This is a genomic window from Cohnella rhizoplanae, from assembly GCF_948329515.1.
Taxonomy (GTDB): domain Bacteria; phylum Bacillota; class Bacilli; order Paenibacillales; family Paenibacillaceae; genus Cohnella; species Cohnella rhizoplanae.
The window spans coordinates 1-26,665 of sequence record NZ_CAOJCN010000007.1; the positions used below are offsets into that span (position 1 = coordinate 1).

Consider the following 26,665-nt stretch of genomic DNA (forward strand, 5'->3'; position numbering starts at 1 on the left):
TGTGCGCGGCTCGCGGCTCAAGTGCTGTCGTACGACAGCACATCCGGCGCCTGGCGCGGTCCGCGGGCCCAGGTGCTGTCGTACGACAGCACATCCGGCGCCAGGTGGCGGCCCGCGGGCTCAAGTGCCGTCGTACGACAGCACAACCGGCGCCTGTGCGCGGCTCGCGGCTCAAGTGCTGTCGTACGACAGCACATCCGGCGCCTGGCGCGGTCCGCGGGCCCAGGTGCTGTCGTACGACAGCACATCCGGCACCAGGCGCGGCTCGCGGCTTAAGTGCTGTCGTACGACAGCACATCCGGCGCCTGGCACGACTAGCGAGCCCAAGTGCTTTGCTAATACAGCACATCCAGAGCCCGCGACCCGCGCGCAATAAATTTTCAAAATGTGACGCTCGTTACAGAATTAACGATGCAAGTCTGCTATTCTTCCATGGACACACGTAGGTACGATACTCGAAGCGATGGAGCGTGACTCGGATGAAAAAGAAAGTGTTGCTGCTAACCCTGATCGGCCTGCTGGCCGTAGCCGGCGTCGTGAGCGCGGCGGGACTATGGGGAAATTACAAAGGCTACGCGAAGGTGAAAGTCATGCTGGACGGGAAGCAAATATTGACCTCGGGCGTGCCCGCCATCAACTTCCAGGGCTCCACGATGCTGCCGCTGGCCGCGCTGAAGAGCGCAGGCGTGCCTTATACCGTGGACCTCAAGAAACAGACGATCAATATCGGCAAACCAACCGGCGGCGGCAACCTCCTGCAGGCGACGAAGGACATCATCGCGCTCGGCGGCGACGGCGTCTCGTTGACGGATATCGAGGGGGACATCACCTCCGTGGTCTACTTCCCGGCCATCTACGGCCTGGACGACGACTGGACGGACATCGATCAGATCTTCAAGAAGCTGGTACCGCTAGATGCAGTCTACATGCGGGTCGTGTATATCGACGAGGACGAAGAGAACGTCATCGAGATCAAGACGTCCGACTACGCCCGCTTCCTGAACGGCGCGATTACCGACGACGAGCTGCAAGATCTGTGGATCACGAGCGGACCGCTGTTCGATGTAGCGGAGGACGCGGCCGACTGGGAAGACGCAGGCTGAACGCGACGCTAATGAGCCATAATAAAGAGGGACACCGCCCAGGTGTCCCTTTTGCATGAGCGGAAAAGCACTATTTTCTAACTTTAGTTGAGTTACAATAAAATATAAAGTATAATGAAACTATCTTGAAGGGAGCGAACCCATATGTCCGATCTTACGACGACTTCCATGGAAATAGGACTGAGCACGTTCCTCGAGGCGGCCCCCCGGCCCGGCGGCGTGACGCATGCCCAGCGGCTGCGGCAGGCGGTCGAGGAGATTAATCTGGCCGAGCAGGTCGGGCTGGACGTCTACGCCATCGGCGAGCATCACCGCGCCGATTATGCGAGCTCGGCGCCGGCCGTCATCCTGGCCGCGGCGGCCGCCACGACCAAGCGCATCCGGCTCTCGAGCGCCGTGACCGTGTTGTCCTCCGACGACCCGGTGCGCGTCTATCAAGCCTTCGCCACCTTGGACGGCTTGTCCGACGGACGGGCCGAGATCATGGCGGGCCGCGGCTCGTTTATCGAATCCTTCCCGCTGTTCGGATACGAGCTCGACCATTACGACAGTCTGTTCGATGAACACCTGGAGCTGCTGCTCAAGGTCCGCGAATCGGAGAAGGTGACCTGGCGGGGCGGCCATCGTCCCGCGATCGACAAACGGGGCGTCTACCCGCGCGCCGTGCAGGAGCCGCTGCCCGTATGGATCGGCACCGGCGGCAATCCCGAGTCCGCGGTCCGCGCGGGCACGCTGGGCCTGCCGGTCGTCTTCGCGATCATCGGCGGCATGCCGGAGCGGTTCGCACCGCTGGTGAAGCTCTATAAGGACGCCGCCGCCAAGGCCGGTCACGACGTCAGCAAGCTGCAGATCGCCACGCATTCGCACGGCTTCATCGCGGATACGACCGAGCAGGCCGCCGATCTGTTCTATCCGTCGACGGCCGCACAGATGAACACGATCGGGCGCGAGCGCGGCTGGCCGCCGTATACGCGCGACTCGTTCGACGCCGCTCGCAGCCTGCGCGGCGCGCTCTACGTCGGCGATCCCGAGTATGTCGCGGAGAAGATCGTGCTCCTGCACCAGAATCTCGGCCTCACCCGGTTCCTCCTGCACGTAGACGTCAGCACGCTGCCGCACCGGGAGCTGCTGCGCACGATCGAGCTGCTCGGCACGAAGGTCGCGCCGATCGTCCGCAAGGAGCTGGCCCGCGGGGTCGCTCAAGCTTAATTGACAGCCATATATTGGACCGGCTTCGAGGCGCTTAGCCTTGAAGCCGGTCCTTTTTTAACGCGCGAAAAATTCGGATAAAAACTGAAAAAACAGCTGCTCCGTCGGCAGCAACTTGCGCTGCGTCGGGCAGATGACGCCCACCGTGCGCGTCACGTTCGGATCGACGAGCGGGATCTTGACCGTCGACGGCGGCAGGTTGTCGACCAGCGTTACTTCGGGCATGAGCGCCACGCCCAGTCCCGCGGACACCAGCCCCTTCAAGGCGTCGATATCGTCGCCCTCGAAGGCGATATTCGGCGTCATGCCGATCTCGCGGCAGGCGTTCAGCACGATCTCGCGGAAAATGGTCCCCTCCGGCAGGGTGACGAACGGATCGCCCTCGAGCGCCGACAGCTTGATGCCGGACTCGCGCGCGAGCGGATGATGGATCGGCAGCAGGGCGACGATCTGCTCGGTAAACAGGAGCTTGGACCGGATCTTCTTGTCCTCCGGCGGCAAGGGCGCGATCAAGGCCAGATTAAATTCTCCTTGTACGACGCCGTCGGTCAAGTCGCGGTAGAGCGCTTGCCTCATCTGGAACTTGGCCTCCGGGTACCGCTGGCGAAAGGCATAAATCGCCGTCGGCAGCACATGGGCGGCCAAGCTGATCGGAAACGCCACGCGGACCGTCCCCCGCTCGGGCGCCAAGCATTCCTGCACCTCGCGCTCCGCCTCGCCGATCATATGCATGATCTGCTCCACCCGCGCCAGCAACAGCCGGCCGGTCGGCGTGAGCCTCACGCGGCGTCCCTCGCGGACGAAGAGATCCACCCCGAGCTCGCTCTCCAGCTGCTGGAGCTGCCTGCTCACCGAAGACTGCGCGACATGCAGGGCGTCCGCAGCCTCCGTCACATGCTCGCGCTTCGCCACCTCGATGAAGTACTTCATTTGCCGGGTATCGAGCATTCCCGCCCCTCCCTTATGCGTTTAACGCATCAACTTCATCTAAACTGAATATTGGAGCGATCAATGCGTTCGATCATAATATTAAACTACGATCGATTAAAAAGCGAAATGGCTGTCCGCCATTGCATCTAAAGGAGTCCGGAACGCATGAGCATACTCGGGGAAATCGAACAAACGCACGCGACGCACGCGCACGACTACGTCAACGACTTGTACGAAACCGTCAAGAAGCGCAATCCGAACGAGCCCGAATTCCATCAGGCCGTCCAAGAAGTCTTCCTCTCCCTCGTTCCCGCGCTCGCTCAGAATCCGGCATACATCGCCCATGCCGTACTCGACCGGCTCGTAGAGCCCGACCGCGTCCTCACGTTCCGCGTGCCCTGGATCGACGATCAGGGCAAGGTTCGCGTCAACCGCGGATTCCGCGTCCAATTCAGCAACGCGATCGGCCCGTACAAGGGCGGCCTGCGGTTCCATCCCTCCGTCAACGCCAGCATCATCAAGTTTCTGGGCTTCGAGCAGATTCTGAAAAACGCGCTGACGGGGCAGCCGATCGGCGGCGGCAAAGGGGGCTCCGACTTCGATCCGAAAGGAAAGTCGGACCTCGAGATCATGCGCTTCTGCCAGAGCTTCATGAGCGAGCTCGGCAAGCATATCGGTCCGGACACGGACGTCCCCGCGGGCGACATCGGCGTCGGCGCCAGAGAGATCGGCTATATGTTCGGGCAGTACAAAAAGATGGTCGGCGCGCACGAAGCAGGCGTATTGACCGGCAAAGGCATCGGGTACGGAGGCAGTCTGGGCCGCAAGGAAGCGACGGGATACGGCGCGGTCTACTTCGTGGAACAAATGCTGCAGAGCGCGGGCGCCGGCTTCAAAGGCAGCAAAGTCGTCGTCTCCGGCTCCGGCAACGTATCGATCTACGCCATGGAGAAAGCGATGCAGCTAGGCGCCACGGTCGTGGCCTGCAGCGATTCCGCCGGTTATGTCTATCATCCGGAAGGCATCGACCTAGCTACGATCAAGCGGCTGAAGGAAGTCGAGAACAAGCGCGTCCGGGACTACGTCCTCGCGCATCCGGATGCGGTCTACGTCGAGGGCTGCTCCGGCATCTGGTCGATCCCTTGCGATATCGCGCTGCCGTGCGCCACGCAGAACGAGATCGATCATTCCGCAGCCAGGCTGCTCGTCCAGAACGGCGTCCGTGCCGTCGGCGAAGGCGCCAACATGCCGTCCACGCTCGAAGCGATCGACGTTTTCCTCGACAATGGCGTTCTCTTCGCCCCAGCCAAAGCCGCCAATGCCGGCGGCGTAGCCGTCTCCGCGCTGGAGATGGCCCAGAACAGCGCCAGACTGGCCTGGACGATGGAAGAGGTCGACGCCAGGCTCCAGACCATCATGCATAACATCTATCGCGAATGCCTCCAGGCCGCCGATCGCTACGGCGTCCCCGGTAACCTCGTCATCGGCGCCAACATCGCGGGCTTCGTCAAGGTCGCCGACGCCATGATCGCGCAGGGCGTATGACGTCTATCTATATCTAAATCTCCAACCAAGCCCTTGCGGCTTGGTTTTTTATTTGACATCCCTTCCCGCTCAACGTAATATTGTGTATACACAACATACACAATTTAAAAGAGGTGGTATTGAGTGCTGGCACTCGACGTGCGCAACATAACGAAGAACTATCCGGGCTTTCGGCTGGACAATGTCTCGTTCCAGCTGGAGCAAGGCTATATCATGGGATTCATCGGCGCGAACGGGGCGGGGAAGACCACGACGATCAAATCCATCCTGAATATGATCCAGCCGGACGGCGGCGAGGTTCATGTTCTGGGCAAGCGCATGGCAGATCACGAGCTCGAATTGAAGCAAGAAATAGGCTCGGCATTCGGCGGCATCGACTTTTATATGCGAAGCAGGATCAAGACGTTGACCGACGTGATCAAGACGTTCTATACGCATTGGGACGACGATACCTACCGCCGCTACCTGAAGAGATTCAAGCTGGACGAAAACAAAAAAATCGCCGAGCTGTCTACGGGCATGAAGGTAAAGTACGGCCTGGCGCTCGCCTTGTCCCATGGCGCCAAGCTTCTCGTCCTCGACGAGCCCACCAGCGGACTCGATCCGGTCGCTAGGGACGATCTGCTGGATATTTTCCAGGAGCTCGTCCTGGGCGGCGAGATCAGCATTCTTTTCTCGACCCATATCACGACCGATCTGGAAAAATGCGCAGACTATATCACGTTCATCGATAACGGACGGATCGTCGGCAGCGCGGACAAGGAACAGTTCATCGCGTCGTACCGGCTGCTGAACGGCAAAGAGAGCCAGCTGGCCCAAGTGCGCGAACGCTTGATTTCCTGCAAAGTGAATTCCTTCGGCTTCACCGGACTTATCCGTACCGAGGACTACGATGCCTCTTCCGGCATCTTATCGGCCGCGCCGACGCTCGAGGAGATCATGGTCTACTATGCGAAAAAGGAGGATATCCGTGTATAACCTGGTGAAAAAGGATTTTAAATTAGGCGTGCATCCCATGTATTTGCTCATGCCGGTGCTGACGGGCGCCTTGATGCTCGTTCCCGGATGGATCTACTTCCTCGTGCTCCTGTATTTCTGCTGGATCACGATCCCGAATATGTTCGGCGGATTCCGGGCCCAGAACGACCTCATGTTCACGACGATGCTGCCGGTAACCAAGCCGGACATGGTCAAAGCGCGCGTGACCGTGATCGTAAGCCTGGAGTTGCTGCACATCGCGCTCGCCGTCCTTTTCGGCATCGTCAACCGGTTCCTCTATCCGAATCTGGAATACTATTTCTTCGCGCCATCCATCGGCTTCTTGGGATTGTGCTTCGCGATGCTTGCCATTTTTAACGCGATATTCATCCCGATGTATTACAAGACCGCCTATCACTTCGGCCGGGCCGCGTACACGTCCATCGGCTTCGCGATGCTGTTCGCGGGTTGCGCGCAGTGGGCGGGCGTGCAGAGCCCCGTCTTGTTCGACCTGTTCAACGGCGACGGACATCTCGCGCAGCATATCCTCATTCTGATCGCAGGAATCGCCTTATTCGCCGGATGTACGCTGATCGCTTACCGGGCGGCGGTCAAGCGGTTCCTTCAAGTGGAAATATGAACGTCGCGATCTCCAGCACGTCCGAAAAACCGATCTATCAGCAAATCTTCGAGCAAATCAGCGCGCAGATTCTGAGAGGCGAGCTGGCAAGCGGCTATAGCTTGCCCCCGATCCGACAGGCGGCGCAGGAGCTGCGCATCAGCATCATCACCGTCAAAAAGGCATGGGAGGAGCTCGAACGAAGCGGCCTCATCCACACCGTTACCGGCAAAGGCTGCTTCGTCGCCCCGTTCACCCCCGACGAGATTCGGCAAATGCGGAACGACCTGATCCTGAAGCAGATGGCCGGCGACGCATCGTATTACAAGTCTTTCGGCCTGACGCTCGACGAAATCGTCGAGATGATGAGGAAGGTCTACTGACCTTGAACCCTGATAAAAGAAGCCATTCGCAGCGGAGGCGCGCATCCTCTCGTGCGAAGGGCTTCTTTTCATGGGCAAATAAACGATCTCGTTCTACGCCACTCGATAGCGCGTGCCCTTCCTGGCCAAAAACCGTACGACGCCCTCGCCCGCGGGATACGTCTCGACGGGTCCGTCCTCGTTCGCCAGCTTGCGTCCTGCCGGAAGCCGGATCGCGCATTCCCGGTCCAGCGAAGCAAGCAGCTCCGCCGCCGCCAGCTTGCCGTCCGTCCACGAGAGCGAGACCTCGATGCCGCCTCTCGCCCGCAGGCCGCTGACGGAGCCGGCAGGCCAGGCGTCCGGCAGCGCGGGCAGCAAGTCGATATAACCCTGATGCGACTGCAGGAGCATCTCCGCGACGCCCGCCGTGGCGGCGAAGTTGCCGTCGATCTGGAAGGGCGGATGGGCGCAGAGCATGCTGGCATAGACGCCGCCGTGATGGTCATTCTCGGGCGCGCCGTCCTCGACCAGACGAAGCATGCAGTCGATGAGCGCCTGCGCGCGATTGCCGGCTCCGAGCCGCGCCCACAGCGAGATCTTCCACCCCAGGCTCCAGCCCGTGCCGTCGTCTCCCCGGATCTCGAGGGACCGCCTGGCCGCGGAGGCGAGCTCGGGCGTATCGCGCGTCGTCAGCTGCCGGCCGGGATATACGCCGAACAGGTGCGAGACGTGACGATGATGCGGATCCTCGTCCTCGAAGTCGACGGACCATTCCTGCAGCCTGCCCTGCCGGCCGATCTGCAGCGGCAGGAGACGGTCGCGCTGCCGCAGCATCGTATCGCGGAACGCCTCGTCCTCGCCCAGAATCGCCGAAGCCTCCGCTACGTTCGTGAAGAGGTCCCAGATGAGCGACAGATCCATCGTCGCCGCCGCGCTCACCCCCGCGAGGCCGTCCGGCGTCCTGAACTTGTGCTCCGGCGACGTCGACGGCGATGTCACGAGCCTGCCCGATTCGTTCTCAATCAGCCAATCCAGGCAGAACCTGGCCGCATCCTTCATCGTCGGATAAGCGGTGTCGCGCAGGTAGGCCTCGTCCCCGCCGAAGGCATAGTGCTCCCACAGATGCTGGCAGAGCCAGACGCCGCCCATCGGCCAGATCGACCATACCGCCTCGCCGTGGCGGCCGTAATCCCCGACCGGCGTCGTCTGCCCCCAGATGTCGGCGTTGTGGTGCGCGACCCATCCCTCGGCGCCGTATTGCCGCCTGGCGGTCTCCGCTCCGTTCTGCGCCAGGACGCCGACGTAACGCAGCAGCGGCTCATGGCATTCCGCCAGATTGGCGGTCTCGGCGGGCCAATAGTTCATCTCCGCGTTGATGTTGAGCGTCCAGTTGCTGCTCCAAGGCGGCCGGGTGTCCGCGTTCCAGATGCCCTGCAAATTGGCCGGCAGCGTGCCCGGTCGGGAGCTCGCGATCATGAGATACCGGCCGTACTGGAACAGCAGCTCTACGAGGCCGGGATCGTCCCCGCTCGCCCGGGCGATGCGCCGGTCGGTCGGCAGGCCGGCGGCGTCCCCTTGGCCGCTCTCGCCCAGATTCAGGCGGACGCGTCCGAACAAGGCGCCGTGATCGGCGACATGCCGCGCCCGGAGCTCGCCGTCGCCGCGCGCGAGCGCCTCGTCCGCCGCGGCGCCGGCTGCGGCAGCGGCCGCCTGCGCGTCGCCGTCCGGCAAGCTGAACGAATCGCGGAACGTCGTCGACGCGGCGAACGCGAGCGTGACCGAGGTCGCGCCCACGATGTGCAGGCCGTCCGGCTCTAACGACAACGTCCCTCCCTCGTGCCGCGCGGCCAACCGGCCGGCGAACCGCATCGCCGGCGACGTATCGGCATCCCCGTAGCGGATCGGTTTGTCCGCCGCATAGTAGCTCGGCGTGACATGCTCCGGGGCCTGGCCGAGCAGCTCCAGCTGGCCGTCACGGACGGCAACCCGGCTGCGAAGCGGGCTGCTCAAGCCTGCGCGCAGGCTGATCGCGCCCGGCGCGCTTGCCGCAAGGCGGACCACGATCGCCTTGTCGGGATGCGAGGCGTAGACTTCGCGCGTATAACGCGTCTCGCCGATCCGGTATTCCGTCGTGACGATCGCCTCTTCCAGCGACAGCGAGCGCTTGTAGTCCTCCGCCAGATCGCCGTGCTCGAACTGCAGACGCAGCTCGCCGAGCGGCAGGTAGGACTGCGTATACGGCCCCATCATATCGCGCGCGCGCAGGTCTGCTTCTGCGTACCGGCCATCCGCGATCAGCGCGCGAACGTCCGGCAGCGCGGCGAGCGCCTCGGGATTATGCCAGTCCCGCGGCATGCCGGACCAGAGCGTCTCCTCGTTCAGCAGCAGGCTGTCCGCCTCGATCCCGCCGAAGACCATCGCCCCCAGGCGCCCGTTGCCGACGGGCAGCGCTTCCGTCCACCTCCGGGCCGGCTTGTCGTAATGCAAATGCATGAAGTCGTCTCCCGCCTTTCTTGAACTGTTGATGTTATATCTCGACCATCGCTTTGATCACCTGCGCCTCGGGCTTCAGCCATGTCTCGAACCGCCCGATCATGTCGTCCAGCGCGGCGCGGTGCGTGACGTAGCGCCCGACGTCGATGCCGCCGGCGGCCAGCGCTTCGAGCACGCGCTCGAAGTCCTCGCGGGTCGCGTTGCGGCTCCCCATGAGCGTCAGCTCTCTCTTGTGGAATTCAGGGTCGTGGAAGCTGATATCGGCGCCGACCAGCCCGACGTAGACCAATCTGCCGCCGTGCGCCGCATACCCGAAGGCATCGGTCATCGACCGCGCGTTGCCCGTCGCGTCGAAGACGACGCTAGGCAGCTCGCCGCCGTTCGCGGCGAGGACGCCGCCGAGCGGGTCCTCCAGCGCGTTCACCGTCGCATCGGCGCGCGCCCAGTCGCGGCAGAACGCCAGGCGGGACGCGTTGACGTCCATGGCGACGACTCTGGCGCCCCGCGCCTTGGCCAACGCCATGACGCCGAGTCCGATCGGACCGCCCCCGATGACGAGCGCCGTCTCGCCTGACGCAAGGCCCGACCGCCGCACCGCGTGCGCGCCGATCGCCAGCGGCTCCAGCGCCGCCGCCTGGTCGAGCGTCAGATCGTTCGTCGCGATCAGGTGGGTGACCGGTACCGCGATGCGCTCCCGCATGCCGCCGTCGATATGGACGCCCAGCACCTTCATAGCCGTGCAGCAGTTCGTCTTGCCGCCCCGGCAGGCGATGCACGTCCCGCAGTGCATGTACGGGATCACGCTGACCCGATCGCCGACCTGCAGACCGGCTTCATTCGGATCGATCTCTTCGACGACGCCGGCCAGCTCGTGCCCCAGAACGCGCGGATAGGCGAAAAAGGGCTGCCTGCCCTTAAAGGCATGCAGATCGGTCCCGCAGATGCCGATTCGCTTGATCGCGATGACGGCTTCCCACGGCGCGCGCGCGGGCTCCGGCAGATCGTCGACCAGCCTGAAGCGTTCGATCTCCTCGCAGACGATTCCTCTCATGCTCGCTCGACTCCGATCTCCTCGTTGTATTCGGCGCGTCCGCTCGCCCAGGTCCGGCCGTGCACCGGCGCCAGGATCGCGAGCACCTCGGCCAGCAGCCGCTCGTCGATCGGCTCGTCGGTCCATGCCGCGTTCTTCGCGATGTTGGCCGGATTGGCCGTGCTGACGAGCGTCGTCGGGATCCGCGGGTTCGCCGTCGAGAACTGAACGGCCAGCTTCGCGATGTCCGCGCCCTGATCCGCGCAATGCTGCGCGGCCCGGAGGCACGCCGCCTTGATGTCGGGCCCGGCGGGATGCCAAGCCGGCGTGCCGCGCGTCCCCAGCAGACCCATTGAGAGCGGCGAGGCATTGACCAATCCGACGCCGTTCGCTTCGAGCAGCGGCAGCAGGCCGAGCAGGCTCGTGTCGTTCAACGCATAGTGGCAATACGAGATGATGCAGTCGACGTCGACGCGCGGAACGAAGTGCTCGAACAGCGCCAAGGGCAGGCCGCAGATGCCCGCGAACCGGATCTTGCCTGCGTCCTTCAGCCGCTGCAGCGCGGGTATCGCTTCTTCGAGGATGATCGCCTCGGGCACGAACTCGATATCGTGCAGATACAGGATGTCGATCCCGTCCACGTTCAACCGCGCGAGGCTCTCGTCCACGCTGGCGACGATCCGCTCGCGGGAAAAGTCGAACGCGTCGTCGCCGTAGCGGCCCGCCTTGGTCGACAGCAGGTACTTGTCGCGCGGGATTTCCTTCAATGCCTTGCCCAGCACCGCCTCGGCCTTGGTTAAGCCGTAATACGGCGAGACGTCGATGTAATTGATCCCGGCGTCGATCGCCGCGTGAACGGTGCGAATGCTCTCCGATTCGTCGGTATCGCGGAATACGGAGCCGAGCGATGAGGCGCCAAAGCTGAGCGCGGAGACGTCGAGCCCCGTCTTTCCTAATTTGCGGTATTTCACTTTACAGAATCACCCCGTCCTTAAAAATGGCGATCTCTCGAAATCCGTTGCGTTCGTTGTTCGTCCGCGCTTCGCCCGAGGCAATGCTGACGATCTGATCCCAGAGCTCGTCCGTCAGTTCCTCCATCGTCCGGTCCTCGAGCAGCCGGCCGGCGTCAAAGTCGATCCAGCCCCTCTTGCGCGCCGCCAGCTCGCGGTTGGTCGCGATCTTGACCGTCGGCACCGGTCCGCCGAACGGCGTGCCCCTTCCCGTCGTGAACAGGACGATATGCGCGCCAGCCGCCGAGAGAGCCGTCACCGACACCAGATCGTTGCCCGGCGCCTCTAGCAGGCTAAGCCCTGGCGCGGTCGCGACGGCGCCGTACGGAATGACGTCGGCAACGATGGCCTGCCCGCCCTTTTGCGTGCAGCCCAGCGACTTTTCCTCCAGCGTGGTGATGCCGCCCGCCTTGTTGCCCGGCGACGGATTCTCGTAAATCTCCTGCCCGTGGCGAATGAAGTAAGCCTTAAAATCGTTGATCAGGTCGACGATCCGCCCGAATACGCGAGCGTCCGAGGCCCGGTTCATGAGGATCGTTTCCGCGCCGAACATCTCCGGCACCTCGGTCAGGATCGCCGTGCCCCCGGCACCCGTCAGGCGGTCGGCGATCCGGCCGACGAGCGGATTGGCGGTGATGCCGGACAAGCCGTCCGAGCCGCCGCATTTGAGACCCAGCTTCAACCGTGATACCGGCACGGGCACACGCGCGAACGTCTGCGCGTATGCCGCGAGCTCGCCGACCAGTTCGACGCCAAGCTCCAGCTCGTCCTCCACGTCCTGGGACCGCATGAACTTGACGCGGGCCGGATCGTAGTCGCCGATCGCCGCCTTGAAGCTGTCGATCTGGTTGTTCTCGCAGCCCAGCCCCACGACCAGCACGCCGGCCGCGTTCGGATGCCGGACGAGCGAAGCCAGCAGCTTCTGCGTATGCAGCAGATCGTCGCCGAGCTGGGAGCAGCCGAACGGATGGGCGAAGTGGTGGATCCCGTCGACCTGGCTGCCGTACAGCGAGTCGGCGCGTCTCGCGATCGCCTCGCAGGTTTTGTTGATGCAGCCGACCGTGTTGATGATCCAGATCTCGTTGCGTATGCCCGCTTCGCCGTTCTCCCGGATATAGCCCTGAAACGTTCGCGCGGACGCCGACGTATCCGGCTCGGCCGCGGCTGCGGGACGGTAGTCGTATTCGAGCAGGCCGCCGAGTCCCGTGCCGAGATTGTGCGTATGCACCCAGGCGCCGGCGGCGATGTCCGCCTTGGCGCGGCCGATCGAATAGCCGAACTTCAGGACATGCTCGCCCTCCCGCACCGGCCGGGTCAATACCTTGTGGCCTTGCGGCACGTCGTCTTGCACCTCGAGCCGCGTCCCGTCCTCGAGCGAGATCGTCTCGCCCTTGGCCAGCGGGCGCAGCGCGATCGCGACGGGATCTTCCGCATGGAGCCGCACCCAGCTATTCATCGCTCTCCCCCGCTTCCCATACCGATATCAGCGCCGCTATGGAGGACGCCAATCCCTCGATGCCGGACAAGTCCTGTCCCCAGATCCCATCCAGTCCGAGCAAGTCCGCAATCTTCGCATGAAGCGGCTTCTCGCCGTCCCATGCAGCCGCGATGGATGCCAGCGAAGCCTCGTCGTCGCGCACGCGGCAAGGCATGCCCGCGAGCGTCCGGCCGACGAAGCCTTCCTCGTCGCGCCGCACCCGATAGTAGCGAAGCAGCCCCGCCAGCGCCTCGACGATCCGAGACGGCAGCGGCATGCCGCCCGATGCATAATAGAGAAGCGTCGGCAGTAGCCGCGTCTTGAACTTGCTCAGGCTGTTCATTGCGATATCGGACAATCGGTGGTCGATAAATGGATTCATAAACCGCTCGTACACCGTGGCCGCATAGGTCAGCAGCGCTTCCGGCGGCAGGCCGACGGCCGGGATGATCTCCTGCTCCACCGCTTCGCGGACGAACGGACCGAACCGCGCGTGCTCCATCGCTTCGCGAACGTACGTCACGCCGCTCAGCAGGGCGAGCGGCGCCATGAGCGTATGCGCGCCGTTCAGAATCCGCACCTTGCGGAGCTGGTATGGCTCCAGATCGTCGACCCAGTGCACGTTCAGGCCCGCCTGCCGCAGCGGCAGCTCGCGGTCCAGCCCTGGCTCGGCCTCGATCGCCCACAGATGATAGGGCTCCGCGGTGTTCAGCATCGCATCCGTATAGCCCCACTCCGCGAACCAGGCGCCAGCTGCCGCCTCCCCGGGATGCCCCGTTACGATCCGGTCGACGAGCGAATTGAGAAAGCGATTGTGCCCGGTCACCCATGACAGGAACGGTGCCGGCAGGCTCCAATCCTCGGCATATCGCAGGACGCAGCGCTTCAATTCGTCTCCGTTGCGCGCCACGAGCTCGCAGGGCAGGAAGATGAGGCCGCTGTCCGCCCGGGCGCCCAGCGCCAGGTATCGTTGGTAGAGCAGCCAGGTCATCTTGCCGGGAAACGACTGGATCGGCCGGCCTTCAGCCAGCGGTTCCGGCCGGTAGGCCAGTCCGGCCTCCGTCGTGTTGGAGACGACGAAGCGCAGCGAAGGGCTCCGGGCGAGCTCGCCGAAGCGCGGCCACTCCGAATACGGATCGACGACTTCGGAGAATACCGATACGATCTCTTTGCGCTGCACGATCTCCCCCTGATCCAGCCCGCGCGTGACCAAAGTATAGAGTCCTTCCTGCGCAGCCAGCGTCTCCATCTTCGCCTTGCCGGACGGGCGAGGCTGGGTGACCGCGATCCCGCCGCTGAACAGGTTCTGCTCCCGGCAGCGGTGGATCATCCAGTCGAAGAAGCCGCGAAGGAAGTTGCCTTCCCCCACCTGCAGCACCGTGACCGGGCTCTGCCGCGCGGCTTCGAAGGAAGCCCGCTCTCCGCTCATCAACACTTTTCCGCTCAACGGATTCATAGCCGGTAGAACGCCTTGGCGTTGTCGCCGAACAGCTTAACTCTCTCCGCGTCTCCCCAAGTGTCCGGCAGCGCGCGCTCGACGATGTCGACGAGCTCGTCATAGCCGGCCGCGAGCAAGCTGACCGGCCAGTCGCTGCCGAACAGGACCCGGTCCGGACCGAAGCACGCCAGCACATGGCGAACATAGGGCACGAACTGCTCCGCCTTCCAGTTCGCGTGATCCGCTTCGGTAACCATGCCCGACAGCTTGCAATACAAGCCCGGATGGGCGGCGGCCAGCTCCTCGATCCGGCTCGCCCACGGCTCCATCGCGCTCTCGGCGATGCGCGGCTTGGCGATATGATCGATCACGCCCCGCAGACCCGGCACCTGCTTCAGCAGCTCGATCAGCGGCCCCAGCTGGTCGGACTTCACGAGCAGATCGACGGCCGCGCCGCGTGCCGCGTAGCCCCGCAGCGCCTCGATATAAGAGTCGGCGAGGATCGCGCCGGCGTCCGGCATGTCCTGGATCATGATGCGGAAGCCGACGAACTTGGGATGCCGGGCGAACCGCTCGAAATGCGCCGCATGCCGTTCATCCGCGAGATCGAGGAAGCCGACGACGCCCTTGATCGAATCGTACCGGTCGGCCAGCGACAATAGAAAGTCCGTCTCCTCGGGCGTCGGCGCCGCCTGAACGACAATGGAACCGTCCAGGCCGTGCGCCTCCAAGTGAGGCTGCAGGTCGGGCGGCAGGAAATCCCGGTATAGGACGGGAAGCTCCGGCGTGATCCAGCCGTAATCGCCCCTGTCGATCCGCCAGTAATGCTGATGGGCGTCGATTCTCATCTGGCATCTTCCTTTGCATGAGTGGTTGTAAACGTTATCTCTCTATATTAGCATCCGAAATGAAACCTTAAATTGCTTCGGCTTGCGTATTTATAGCTTTTTTTGATATTTTGAATACAAATCGCCGAATACGGGGGCCGTGCGGATGAAGCCGATTCACAAGCAATTTAACGTTCCGCCCGCGTTTCCTTTTTCGTTCGTATACAGGGACACCAAGACCAAGCAACGCGAGCTGCCCGATCATCTGCACGACTGGCACGAGATCGTCTACGTTCACGGCGGCCAGGGCACTTTTTTTATCGACAGAACCTTCTACGACATGCGAGCGGGCAGCTTGTTCGTCATACCGGGCAATACGATCCACCGGGCCTTGCCCGACGCGCAGGATCCCGTCACGTCGACCGCCGTCTTTTTCAATCCCGCCCTGCTGCCGCAGCCTTCGCTGGGCGAGGCGTTCTCCTATATGCAGTGCTTCGACTGGAGTCGGATGAACCGGACGCATCATATTCATAGCAGCGCGGCGCTGCAGGATACGATCGAGCGGTGCTTGCGCGAGGTCGATGCGGAGCTGAGCGCCGCGGCGCACGGCTACCGGCATGCCGTGGCCTTGCTCGTGCAACGGATCCTGCTGTCTATCAACCGGGAACTGGGTACGGGGGGACTTGCGGAGACGGTCCCGCCGCCGGCGGTCGGACCGGTCTGGATGCGGGACGCGCTGCTGTACATCGACGAGCGCTACGCGGAGGAGATCGGGCTGCATGAGCTGTGCAAGCGGGCGTCCGTCAGCCCGGCGCACTTCAGCCGGGTATTCAAGCAGCTGACAGGCATGAACGTCACCGGCTTCATCGCGGCCAAGCGCATCGTCAAGGCCAAGCGGATGCTGCTCGAGACCGGTCACAACGTCGCGCTGATCGCGGCCGAATGCGGCTTCGAGAGCCTGCCGCACTTTCACCGGCTGTTCAAGCGCATCGTCGGCCGGACGCCGGCGGCTTATAGGCGGGGGACCGGGAATTGAACTCTTGCTCGCGGCGGACGGGCTCGTTATGTTCTCGCCGCCTCCCGGTATTCCTGCGGCGTCACTCCGGTCGCTTTTTTGAAAAACCGGGTGAACGACTGGGAAGCCTCGTAGCCGACCCGAATGCCGATCTCCAGCACCTTGAGTTCGTCGTTCCGCAGCAGCCGCTTGGCCCGCTCGATGCGGGCGGCTTCGATATACTCGGATAGATTGATGCCGCTCTCTTGCTTAAAGAGCCTCGAAAGATAAGAAGGATTAAAATGGATGTAGCCCGCGAGCCGGACCAACGACAAGTCCTCGTCCAGATGCTCTTCGATATAAGCCCGAACCTTCGAGATCGCTTCGGCCGCGCGATTCCGCTCGCCGGATCGTCTCAGTTCGAATAGCGTCTCCGCGGTCGCGCGAAGAAAAGAGAACGCCTCCTCCCACGATGAGAATTCGTCGCGGCGCATGAGAGCGGAGGCGCCCGCGACCTGGTCCTCCAGCTCCCAGCGGTTGATGTAGGATAACAAGACAAGCGACGTCGTGTAGTACAGCTCCAGCAAGTACGGGGCGGAGCTGTCCCGCGCGTGATCGGTCAGCTCGTTATAAAGCAAGAGGTATTCGTCGCGTCTTCCCGCATCCAGGTGAGCGGCGAGCGCGTCCGATTTGTCCCGCGGCGAACGCTCCGGCGAACACGAGCCGTCCATCGCATCCAGGATCGCCGTCTGCACCATCAGGGCGCCGTCCCCGGTCCTTCTTTGCCGTTGCCGCTTGATCTTATCGTAGAACGAGGACAGCTTCTTCAAGTCGCAAGGCCGGTCTCCCAGCGTGATGGCGACGGAGAGGCCGAGGCTTTCCAGGCATGCTTGCTGGATGAGTTCGAATTGGCCCTCCAAGTAGGTCCCTTCAGGCGTACCTGCCGATATGCCGCTCCCTTCCTCCCGTTCGGCGAACGGCTGGATGAGCCAGACCGGATCGCCGAAGCGGTCGATGATGCCAAGGCTGCGGGCCTGCGGGGACAGAAGGCTCTCGGCGAGCAGCGTCACGGCCAGCGCCGATTCCTGCCGAACGGCATAAGACGGCATTGCAGTCGAGGCTGGAGAGAGATCGATAAGGGATAGATCCGCCTGCGCCATATAAACCGGCCGTTCGCTATCGAGCGGAAGGTTCAGCTTGCGAAAATCCTCGTTGAGATTCTGCGCCGTTTTCGCCCCGTGCAGCAGATGGCGGAAGTACTCGCCGCGCGCCAGAATCTCCAGCGTGTTCAGTTTCTCCTGCGCCTGGCGGACCAGCTCGTTGCGCCGCAAGCTGTCGTCGAGTTCCGCCACCGCCGCGCCGACGGCTTGAATGACCTTGGGGTACCCTTCGCTTTTGAGCAGGTATTGAACGCCGGGCGTTTGAATCGCCTGATATACGGCGTCGAAGTCGCTGTAGCCGGTCAGGAATATGACGCGGCAGTGCGGCCAGTTCCGTCCGATCATGGACAGGAGCTGCATCCCGTCGATCCCCGGCATCCGGATATCCGACAGCACGATGTCCACCCGCGTACGCTGCAGCCACTGGAGCGCCTCCCTGCCGGAGTAGGCTTTGCACAGATCCAGACCCAGGTCGCAACCGTTCAATGTCTCGTACAGGCCGTCGGTAATCATCTCTTCGTCATCGACGATCAGCAATCGGTACATCGGCTAGCCCCTCCCATGGAAAGTATAGCGTCGCTTGAAGTCCGCCGAGCGCGCTTCGGGCGACGCGGACGCCGCCCCGCTCTCCGAACGTAATCGCCAATCGGCGATGAATATTGACCATTCCGGTCGTCTCCGCGCCGTCGTCCCGGATGGCCAGCGCCCTCGTCAGTTCGCCCAGCTTCTCTTCGGACAGCTCTCCACCGTTATCTTCGACGACGATCCGGAACTCGCCGTCCTCGCGCTCGAAGCGAACGACGATCAGCCCGCCCTCCTCTTTGCGCTCGAGGCTGTGCTCGAAGGCGTTCTCGATGATCGGCTGCACGATCAGCCGCGGCACTACCGCCGCCGAGGCTGCCGCCGGCAGATCCTCGAACCGCGCCCGGATACGCCGGGAGAAGCGGAGAAGCTGGATGTCGGTATACGTGCGCGCATGATGAATCTCCTGCGCGAGCGAGATCTCGTCGGAAGCGCTGCGGGTCACGAAGCGAAAATATTCGCCGAGCTGGATCGTAAATTGCTCGACCCGTTCCACGTCTCCCGTACGGGCCATGGTGTTCAGGATAAACAAGCTGTTGAACAGAAAATGCGGATTGATCTGCGATTGAAGCTGCTTCAGCTCTGAGCGCTGCGCCATTAGCTTCTGCCGGTAAGCCTGGTCGATCAAGGACCGCAGGTTGGCCACCATCTGATTGAACCGGCTGTACAGATAGCCGAATTCATCCTTGGACGTGTGCGTGATCATCTGCTCCAGATCGCCGTTCTCGACGCGGCGGAAGCTCTTGACGAGCCGCAGCAGCGGTTTGTGAATGAACTTGTAGGTCGACATCGCATAGATGGCGACGATCACGAGCGCCGCAGCCGCAAAAAGCCAGGCCCATCTGTAAAACTTGTCCAGCGGCTTGCGGATGACCTGGGACGGAATAAAACGGTAGATCGCCGTATCCAGCTTGTCCGAAGCTGCGTAGATGGTATAGTACGATTGCCCTCCGAACGCTCTGGCCTTGCCATAATCGTCGGAAGCCTGCCGCTGCATGACGTAGGCGGAAGCTTCGTCCAGGAACGACGCGACGGAACCGCTCGCCAGCCGAATCCCGCCGTTCGCCGATAGGAGCAGCGTGCCGCTGCCGGCATAGGTGTTGAACTGGGCCAATGCCTCCGTCAGCTTCTGCTGGTCCAGCTCGATCTCGACGATGAATAGAGGCTGCCCCTTCGGGCTCCCGCTCGGCTTCGCCGCGCTGAGGTACAGCCCGTTCCGCCACGCGTTGATCCGGGTGTTCCGGCTGCCGTAAACGGTGAGAACGGCTTCATAAAGCGTCTCGTCGAGCGGACTGACGCCGTCGACGGACGATATGATCCGCCCGATGGGATTAATATAGACGCTGACCTCTTTGATATACTTGCTGCTGTTCTGCACGAGATAGAGCCGGTTGCGCAGCGAGTTGACCTTGTCGGTCTTCTCGATGACCCCCATCCGGTTCCAGAGAAGCGTCAGCTTGTTCAGGTCCTCGTCTTCGAGCAAGCCGAACTGCAGCAGCTTGATTCTCTCGATCTCGTTCTCTAGATCGGTCAGGTAGAAGGCGGTCTGGGAGGCCGCCGTCTTGGCGATATCCTCTCTCGCCGTGTGAATCGACCATTGATAGAGATAGACGCCCAGGATGATCAGAGGCGTCAGAATAAGCAGAAACGTAAAGATCAAGCGAAGAAACAGGGTGTTGCGAATCGAGAACATCGGCGATTTGAACATGATGCGTATTCAGCCCCTACTCTGTCTAGTCGATTCGAACTTGTCCCGGTCGATTCGAACTTATCCCTTTACGCTTGCGTAATAGTCGTTGACTTCCTTCGTAATCTGCTCGCCGCCAAGCTTGTTCCAATCCTGAACGAACTTGTCGAATTCCTGGATCGGCGCGCCGAGGATGATTCTGACGAATACTTCGTTTTGCATTTTCTCCAGCGTCGTTTGCCGTTCCACCATCGTCGCCGTCGGCGCGCCTTCGAATTTATCGAATAAAAACTGATGGCTTTTGTCGTATTGATCGACGACGCCCTCCGCGCCTTCGGGTCCGTAGATGCGCTCCCAGCCCCAGAGCGCGAATCCTTCCTTGGAGCCGGTCGCATAGGCGTCAAGCTTCTGCTGGATCGCCTTCGCTTCGCCCGTCAGCTTGGGCTTGTCCCCGGTCCTGCGCACTTCGTCCAACGTCCGGAACAGCTCCAGGTTTTTCTTCGTCGGCGCGGGTTGGACCAAGGACAGCTGCCATACGCTCTCCGCATCCGCCGGCGCATAATAGTACGCGCTATCCTGGGTCTCCCCCCAGTTCTTCTCGACGTGCATGTTGAACAGCTTGATGACGGCCTCGGGATGCGGGGCGCCCTTGCGTACGGCAAAAAACTTCGTCGTGCTGAACTTGAGCGGCACCTTCGGGGGATCGCCGGATTCCGACACGATCGGGAAAGCGCGCCACTGCGCGTTCGGTTCCTCGTTTTTATTCAATTGCAGCGGCCAGATCGAATTCCATTGCTGGCCGTACTCCATCCCGATTTTACCGCTTGCGATGACTTCCGATACCTTGGTGCCTTCTTTGACGCCGAACTCTTCGTCCAGCTCGCCGTTTTTGTACATGGCTTGCAGGGCGAGCAGCGCCTTCTTCATTTCCGGCTGTACGCTGCCGTACGCCAGCTTGCCCGCCGAGTCCTCCAGCCATATATTCGGAAAAGCGCCGTAGCCGGCCGCAAAGCCCTCCAGCCCCATCGATCCTCCCCACAGATCCTTCGTGACGGCGAGGCCGTACGTGTCCTTCTTGCGATTGCCGTCCGGATCCCGCTCCGCGAACGCTTTGGAGATGGCCAGGACGTCTTGCGTCGTTGTGGGCGGCCGGAGGCCTAACTTGTCCAGCCAGTCCGTGCGGATCCAGACGAACTGCGCCTGCTCGATCGAGGAGCCGGTCTGCGGAATGGCCATCAGCCTACCGCCGAACGTCGCGGAGTCGAACGGTCCCGAGCCCTCCTCGGCGAGGATCTCCTTGAGATCAGGAGAGGCGTACTTCTCGTATAGATCCGTCATGTCCTCGATCTGCCCCGAGTCCGCGAGCTGCTTGAGTTGGGTGGCGTTGACCGGGATAATGTCGGGAAGGTCGCCCGAAGACAGCATCACGTTCACTTTCTGTATATAGGGTTCCGATGTATCGTTTCCTTTGACGACCCAGTTGTACTTGATCTTAATGCCCAGCCGGTCCAGGTAGAGCCGGGTCCACCGGTTATCCGCGAAGTTCTCGTCCTTCAGGACGCCCAGGACGTTGTTCTCGACGATGTCGCTCAGATTGCGCACGGTCGTGATCTCGATCGGCGGGTCGTACATGCCGAGCGGACCCGCCGCCGCTGCCGGGGACGCGCCCGATGAGCGGGGGCCGGCAGGGCTCGCGCCCGCGCTGCCGCCGCCTTTGCCCTCGTTGCTGCCGTTGCCGTCGCATGCTGCTAACGCGGCCATGAGCAGCGCGGCCGAACCCAAAGCCAGCATGGAATGAGCCTTGCCTCTTTTCATAGCCGTCCCCTCTTCATGAGCTTTGCTGCCGCCATGGTTACGCTCTCATTATAGGCGAGCGGTCAGAACCGGACAACCGGCAAGGTTATTCCAGCGTAAACGAAGCCAAGCTTGCGCCGCCTATGCCCGTATACGTAAAGTAAAGCGCCTGAACGCCGTCCGGAATGTCGATCTCCGCCGCGTACTCTTTCCATACGTTCGTAAAGTCGACCGGAATGCTGCCGAGCGAAGGGCCGTCCCATGACGTCTTCACCTCGAAAGCGCCGCGGCAGTAGCCCCGCACCTTAATCCGGACCGTCCGGATTCCCTCGCAGCGGAAGTACTTGAAGCCTGCCGTCGCTGTCTCCCTCATGTTGGCGATATAGCCGGCTTCCTCGTCCCCGTCCTTCCCGTCTTGGGCGATCTTCGGGAAGCGGCTGTCCATCCATTCGCCGGGAGCGCCCGTATACGGCGCTTCGTCTTGGCAGAACAGGTTGCAGGCCAGGTATGCGGGATATTCGCCCCGTCCATCGAGCGGTCCTCCGTTCGGACCGCAGGAGGTCATCTCCGCCTGGACGATCGTGCCGTCCTCCCGGAACTCGATCGGCTCCATGCAGCCCTGCCTGCTGAAGTTCGTTCCGTTCGTATGCCGGTGATAGAAAATGTACCGTTTCCCGCCCATTTCAACGATGCCGCCGTGGTTATTGCCTCCATAATACATGGGCTTATCCGCCGGCTTGTAGGTATCGATATGAAGATCGTTATTGCTGACGATGACGCCCTGATAGACGAAATCGCGGGTCGGGGATCGACTCGTCGCGTAGCACAGCTCATGCATGACGACCGAAGAGTAGATCAAGTAATACGTATCGCCTATTTTTCTGATGGAGGGCGCCTCGAAAAAGGCATGGCCTTCGAAGCCGCTTCCGCCGCTGTAGGGCTCGCTTGGCGCGACGAATACAGGCGCTTCCATAATGGTGAGCATATCCGAACCCAGCACCGTCGCCATGGCGCCGTGCCGGGAACGATCGCCGGGCGCGCAGAAGCCCGTGTACAGATAGACCTTGTCCCCCTCCGTCAACACCGCCGGATCGAATTGCGGCTCGTCGCCCGTTCTCTCGCCCAGGCGCGTGCCGTCGGCATACCGGACATAGCCGTAGAACGAGTACTTGCCCGCCGGCGTATCGCAGACCGCGACCGATACGACGGATACTTTATCCAGCACGTAGTACAGATAATATCGCCCGTCCGGGCCGACCGTGACGTCCGGCGCGTACAGACACATGGCGCCGTCCGGATTCAGCGGATCGTCCGTTTTCTCGTAGATCACGCCTTCATACCGCCAGTCGGCCAGATCATCCTCCGGCGCGGACCAGCATACATAATCGTTCAAGCAATACGCATGTCCGTTGTACCGGTCATGCGAGCCGTATACGTATACTCGGCCGTTAAAAACATAAGGTTCGCCGTCGGGAATGTATTCCCAGGACGGCAGATAAGGGTTCAAGCCTTGTTTCTTCATCTTATTGCTCGCTCCTAACCGATCTGTTTATCAAGCCTTCTTCATGAATGCGTCGTAGATGCGGTTTCGCTTCGCCCGCTCCTCCGGAAGTAGCTTCTGCGCGTCCGAGATCTCATAGCCGCCGAACGTGTCGTACAATCTGGACGAAGGGTCGACTTCCACATAGGTGCACCAGGGCAGCCAGTGGTAGTGGCTCTGCAGCGTTTGGCTCGCGAAGTTGCCGCTCTCGTGCCCCAGGCCCGGCATCGCGTATCCGATGCTGCCGTCGGCGTCGGTGGACTGTCTGGTGTTGTTATGGATAAACTCGGCGAAGTCGAGATAGTGCTCGTCGCCCGTAATGACATACAGCCTGTAGTACGTGTACGAGCAGGCCGCCATATACACGTCGGCGCCGCCGCCGATCGTGATGATGCTCTGACCGCTAATGGAAAAGTGGTTGAACGGATGCTTCGGCCAGGGGGCGCGAACGGGAAACGTCCAGGCGTAGGTCCACGTCTCGGTATAGTCGGCGGCGCCGATCGCGCCTTCGAGCCACCGCGCCTCGCCGGTCAGATCGTACAGGGCAAGGAACCCGAACAGCGCGTAGATGCCGGCCTCTTTATCCTGGATATCCGCGTTGTCGCAGGTGCCGCCCCGGTACTCCAGGTTCCGGTAATTATGGTCGTAGGACCACTGGCCGGCCCGGAGCGCGGCGGTTTTATAGCGTTCATCTCCGGACACGAGATAGAATTGGACGAGAAACCGGATCACGCTGGGCGTATTGGATCTCGAGTCCATGCGGATCGAGCTGTCCGCGTGGTACGCCCTATAGTAGCTGCCGTCTTCGTTCTGTACGCCTACGAGCCAATCGGCCGTCCGTTGGCAGAACGCCAGCCATGCCGGCCGTTCGTCGCCTTTGCCGCGCATATAAAGATAGGCGTCCAAGATGGCCTCGACGCCGTCGGCCAGCATTCGGATATAGTGCGGATATGGCTCGAACCCCTGGAGCGTCGGATTGTAGCACATCCGCGGCAGGCCGGATTCGGTCATGGCCGTCCTCGCCCAGAAATCGATCACGCCCACGCCTTTCTCGTAGGCTTCGGGCACGTTCTCTTTGTCGCCGTATCGGAGCAGCTGATAGCCGATGCCCGGCTGCTGGCCTACAAAGCCGAACTGGAAGGAGACGCTCGAGATATCCATGTCGGGCAGTTGGCAGGCAAAGGGCAATCCGTACGAATCGCCGTAGGCGCGCGTATACCGGTTCAGGATGTTCATGCCGTTGCGGTAGTGACGCTCGTTATCCACTTCGAACAGCTTGTCGCGCAGCCGGTCGTACGTGACGCGCCACATTTCCCTCATCATCGGCTGGAAGCCGCCGACGTAATGGTCTAAATGGATGGCGACGGCATAATTTTGCTCGAAGCCGGCCGCTACGGGATGGTTCATGCGCTGGAACGCTTTCGGCTTTTCCCGGTAATCCAGGCCTGCATACGGATTGTTGACGGGCAGTTGGCCGTCGCAGCCTGGATACACGTAATCGATCGACAGGCCGGCCGTCTCCGTCTCGAGTTCCTTGCGTATGCCATATCCGTAATACATATAGTTCAGCGTCTCGCTCTTCGGCCTGCTCATGCCGATGGCGCCGACGGTACATTTCGGGTCCGTGATATTCTCCGACCTCACGATATCCGTCGTCGGCAAGGTGGCGTCCGCGGCCCAGCGGGACAGCGCCGCAGCCTCTCCCGACGCGATGTGCTGCATGGCGAACAGCGGCAGGGCGTACCGGGTCTCCATTCGCCAGAAGTATTCGTTGTCCCAATCTTTTCCCATCGCGGAATCGGGCGCGAATTCGTTCTGCTTGTACCAGACGCCGGGCGCGAAGCAGTTGTAGTCGCGGACGTCATCCGATTCTGCCATCGTCAAAGACACCTTCGTGGAAAATCCAAGGTCGTCTCCCGCCTTCAGCACCTTGACGTTCCGGCTCGCCTTGAACCCTGCGCCTGCGGTTTCGTACACATCCGTGAAGGCAAAAGCCGAGCCCGAAGGCACGGTTAACGTGCCCCGGGCTACGATCTTCCCGCCGGAAGCGGAGATGTCGGCGTAAGCGCAGTCGTAAAACTCGCTGACGGCAAACGCGGTCTTTACCGTCACGTACATCGGCCGCTTGTTGGCATAGAGAAGCCGGCCGTTTTTACGAACCTCGACGCCGCCCTTTTCGAATAGCAAGTTGTAATTGCCGCATGCCAGTCTCATGACATCCCCCCCTTTGTACAACTATTCGTTCGAATACGAATGCAGCGGATTTTTCTTGAAGTATTGCCGCACGAGGAACGCCATGAGCTCGTCTGGCCGCTCGCTGGCCAACTCGGCCTTGTCCGCGAAGCGCATGCCGAACGGCGCCTCCGGCGTATAAGTCTCCCAACGCGGCAGGTCCTCTCCCGTCAAGTCCTGGCCGTTCGGATCACCGCTGCGGATAAAGTTCGCCCAGTACTGGCACATCTGCCGGGCGAGGTCGTAATGCTTGCCGACGAACGGACGCCAGCACTTGGCGAGGGTTTCGAAGAAAAACCAAAGATCCACCGAATGGAAAGTTCCCGGATTGTCCCAACCGGGGATGTCCGCGTCGAAGTTGTAGTAATAGAGCGGGAGATGGGCGCCGGTCTCGGCATTGGCACGGCCGGCAACACGGATCGCGTATTCGATGCCGCTCGCCGAAGCCTTCTTCACGGCGTCGTCCAAGCCGTCCGAATGCGCGCCGCAAAGCGACAGAAACGTTCCGGCATCGTCTCCGAACAAATCGGCAGCCAGCGCCTTTAATTCGTCTAGCGTATCGACCTCCGGAACGCTGAAAAATTCCGAGGAGGTATGGCCGAACAGTACCGGCACCGGCCTGCGCTTGTTCTGCAGGAACAAGTCGAATGCGTCGCCAACGTTAAACCGGCCATCGATGACGGTGCCCCAGAATGCATGGGACGCCAGGTACTTGTCGCGCACATACGCCGCATCGAGCTTGCGTGCTTCGGCAAGCGAGGACGCGCCGAGCGCTTCGAAGAATCGGACGCCGTCCTGCTCGGCCGACGCCAGATCGCGCAGAAACTTGGGCGTACCGCTCCCCGGGTACAGCTGCGTGAATACGCCGCTCTGCACGATCGCTCGCTGGAAAAGCCCCTCGTTCTGCGGCGAGGCGAGCTGATTCATGACGCTCCCGCCCCCGGCCGATTGCCCGCCGATGGTCAGGTTGTCGGGATCGCCGCCGAACGCCGCAATATTGCGCTTCACCCATCGCGTAGCGGCTTGTTGGTCGAGATGGCCGAAGTTGGCGGGCGCTTCCGGCGCTTCCGCCGTAATCTCGGGATGGCACAGGAATCCGAACGCGTTCAGCCGATAGCTGACCGTGACGACCACGATCCCCCTGCGCGCGATGCGTTCGCCGTCGAACTCCATTTCGGCCGTATGCCCGACCTGCAGCCCTCCGCCGAAATACCAAACGAACACAGGCAGCTTCTCGTCGGCATGCTTGGCCGGCGTCCATACATTCAGATAAAGGCAATCCTCGCTCATGGCGATATCCGGCTCCACGGCCCATTCCCGGGTGTAGATGTTGTTCTCGTCGATTTCTTGGCGCACCTGCATCGGGACCGGAGCGAACGCGTACGCCTGGCGTACGCCTTCCCAATCTTGGGCTGGCTGCGGTGCGCGCCAGCGGTTGTCGCCTACGGGCGGCGCGGCGAACGGAATCCCTTTGAAGCTCGCGATCCGGGGATCCGCCGCCGGCAGGCCCTGTACCGCGCCGTTCTCTACGTTTACGACTCGAAGCATGCACGCTCCCCCTCCTTGTTGGACACCGAAGATTACACGGAAAAGAAGGGATATATATGATGAACCATACATATCCCCCCTCTCGGAATTATTTGGCGTACCTTACT

20 protein-coding genes are annotated in these 26,665 nt (G+C 61.9%); 7 read left to right on the forward strand and 13 right to left on the reverse strand.

Annotated elements, in window-relative coordinates:
• Positions 1-479 precede the first annotated feature (479 nt).
• Positions 480-1,103: a hypothetical protein gene (locus PQG80_RS12780; RefSeq protein WP_271751752.1), complete on the forward strand. Its 624-nt coding sequence runs from the start codon at positions 480-482 to the stop codon at positions 1,101-1,103.
• Positions 1,104-1,247: 144 nt separating this feature from the next.
• Positions 1,248-2,312, forward strand: coding sequence for an LLM class flavin-dependent oxidoreductase (locus tag PQG80_RS12785; RefSeq protein WP_271751753.1), 1,065 nt, complete (start codon positions 1,248-1,250; stop codon positions 2,310-2,312).
• 57 nt (positions 2,313-2,369) lie between these two features.
• Here the strand turns inward: PQG80_RS12785 and gltC are convergent, their stop codons facing one another.
• The gene (gltC, locus tag PQG80_RS12790; RefSeq protein WP_271751754.1) at positions 2,370-3,260 is read right to left on the reverse strand and encodes a glutamate biosynthesis transcriptional regulator GltC; all 891 of its coding nucleotides are present in this window, start codon (positions 3,258-3,260) and stop codon (positions 2,370-2,372) included.
• Between the two features lie 147 nt (positions 3,261-3,407).
• Between gltC and gdhA the strand changes: the two genes are divergently transcribed.
• From gdhA to PQG80_RS12810, 4 genes are all read left to right on the forward strand, one after another.
• Positions 3,408-4,787, forward strand: coding sequence for an NADP-specific glutamate dehydrogenase (gdhA, locus tag PQG80_RS12795; RefSeq protein WP_271751755.1), 1,380 nt, complete (start codon positions 3,408-3,410; stop codon positions 4,785-4,787).
• Between the two features lie 123 nt (positions 4,788-4,910).
• A complete protein-coding gene (locus PQG80_RS12800) occupies positions 4,911-5,765 on the forward strand; it encodes an ABC transporter ATP-binding protein (protein WP_271751756.1) in 855 nt (284 codons plus the stop codon).
• On the forward strand, positions 5,758-6,405 hold the full coding sequence (locus PQG80_RS12805) for an ABC-2 transporter permease (RefSeq protein WP_271751757.1): 648 nt from the start codon (positions 5,758-5,760) through the stop codon (positions 6,403-6,405). The genes PQG80_RS12800 and PQG80_RS12805 overlap by 8 nt, the downstream gene beginning before the upstream one ends.
• Positions 6,402-6,767, forward strand: coding sequence for a GntR family transcriptional regulator (locus tag PQG80_RS12810; protein ID WP_271751758.1), 366 nt, complete (start codon positions 6,402-6,404; stop codon positions 6,765-6,767). The genes PQG80_RS12805 and PQG80_RS12810 overlap by 4 nt, the downstream gene beginning before the upstream one ends.
• 93 nt (positions 6,768-6,860) lie before the next feature.
• Here PQG80_RS12810 and PQG80_RS12815 read toward each other — a convergent pair whose 3' ends face one another.
• The 6 genes from PQG80_RS12815 to PQG80_RS12840 are packed head-to-tail and all read right to left on the reverse strand — an operon-like array spanning position 6,861 to position 15,042.
• Positions 6,861-9,239, reverse strand: a complete 2,379-nt coding sequence (locus PQG80_RS12815) for a glycoside hydrolase family 95 protein (protein ID WP_271751759.1) — start codon at positions 9,237-9,239, stop codon at positions 6,861-6,863.
• A gap of 34 nt (positions 9,240-9,273) precedes the next feature.
• The gene (locus tag PQG80_RS12820; RefSeq protein WP_271751760.1) at positions 9,274-10,290 is read right to left on the reverse strand and encodes a zinc-binding alcohol dehydrogenase family protein; all 1,017 of its coding nucleotides are present in this window, start codon (positions 10,288-10,290) and stop codon (positions 9,274-9,276) included.
• Positions 10,287-11,240, reverse strand: coding sequence for an aldo/keto reductase (locus PQG80_RS12825; RefSeq protein ID WP_271751761.1), 954 nt, complete (start codon positions 11,238-11,240; stop codon positions 10,287-10,289). The genes PQG80_RS12820 and PQG80_RS12825 overlap by 4 nt, the downstream gene beginning before the upstream one ends.
• Before the next feature lies 1 nt (position 11,241).
• Complete coding sequence (locus tag PQG80_RS12830; RefSeq protein ID WP_271751762.1) at positions 11,242-12,735, reverse strand: UxaA family hydrolase; 1,494 nt, start codon at positions 12,733-12,735, stop codon at positions 11,242-11,244.
• Positions 12,728-14,212, reverse strand: coding sequence for a tagaturonate reductase (locus PQG80_RS12835; protein ID WP_271751763.1), 1,485 nt, complete (start codon positions 14,210-14,212; stop codon positions 12,728-12,730). The genes PQG80_RS12830 and PQG80_RS12835 overlap by 8 nt, the downstream gene beginning before the upstream one ends.
• The gene (locus tag PQG80_RS12840) at positions 14,209-15,042 is read right to left on the reverse strand and encodes an amidohydrolase family protein (RefSeq protein ID WP_271751764.1); all 834 of its coding nucleotides are present in this window, start codon (positions 15,040-15,042) and stop codon (positions 14,209-14,211) included. The genes PQG80_RS12835 and PQG80_RS12840 overlap by 4 nt, the downstream gene beginning before the upstream one ends.
• 145 nt (positions 15,043-15,187) lie before the next feature.
• Here PQG80_RS12840 and PQG80_RS12845 point away from each other — a divergent pair, with 145 nt between their 5' ends.
• On the forward strand, positions 15,188-16,057 hold the full coding sequence (locus PQG80_RS12845) for a helix-turn-helix domain-containing protein (RefSeq protein ID WP_271751765.1): 870 nt from the start codon (positions 15,188-15,190) through the stop codon (positions 16,055-16,057).
• A gap of 26 nt (positions 16,058-16,083) precedes the next feature.
• Here PQG80_RS12845 and PQG80_RS12850 read toward each other — a convergent pair whose 3' ends face one another.
• The 6 genes from PQG80_RS12850 to PQG80_RS12875 all read right to left on the reverse strand — a co-directional run bounded on the left by PQG80_RS12850 (position 16,084) and on the right by PQG80_RS12875 (position 26,558).
• Positions 16,084-17,721, reverse strand: coding sequence for a response regulator transcription factor (locus PQG80_RS12850; protein WP_271751766.1), 1,638 nt, complete (start codon positions 17,719-17,721; stop codon positions 16,084-16,086).
• The gene (locus PQG80_RS12855) at positions 17,696-19,465 is read right to left on the reverse strand and encodes a sensor histidine kinase (protein ID WP_271751767.1); all 1,770 of its coding nucleotides are present in this window, start codon (positions 19,463-19,465) and stop codon (positions 17,696-17,698) included. The genes PQG80_RS12850 and PQG80_RS12855 overlap by 26 nt, the downstream gene beginning before the upstream one ends.
• Before the next feature lie 60 nt (positions 19,466-19,525).
• The gene (locus tag PQG80_RS12860) at positions 19,526-21,259 is read right to left on the reverse strand and encodes an extracellular solute-binding protein (RefSeq protein ID WP_271751768.1); all 1,734 of its coding nucleotides are present in this window, start codon (positions 21,257-21,259) and stop codon (positions 19,526-19,528) included.
• Positions 21,260-21,344: 85 nt separating this feature from the next.
• On the reverse strand, positions 21,345-22,760 hold the full coding sequence (locus tag PQG80_RS12865) for a family 43 glycosylhydrolase (protein WP_271751769.1): 1,416 nt from the start codon (positions 22,758-22,760) through the stop codon (positions 21,345-21,347).
• A 30-nt stretch (positions 22,761-22,790) separates the two neighbouring features.
• Positions 22,791-24,992: a hypothetical protein gene (locus PQG80_RS12870; protein WP_271751770.1), complete on the reverse strand. Its 2,202-nt coding sequence runs from the start codon at positions 24,990-24,992 to the stop codon at positions 22,791-22,793.
• A gap of 21 nt (positions 24,993-25,013) precedes the next feature.
• Positions 25,014-26,558: a carboxylesterase/lipase family protein gene (locus PQG80_RS12875; protein WP_271751771.1), complete on the reverse strand. Its 1,545-nt coding sequence runs from the start codon at positions 26,556-26,558 to the stop codon at positions 25,014-25,016.
• Between the last annotated feature and the right edge of the window lie 107 nt (positions 26,559-26,665).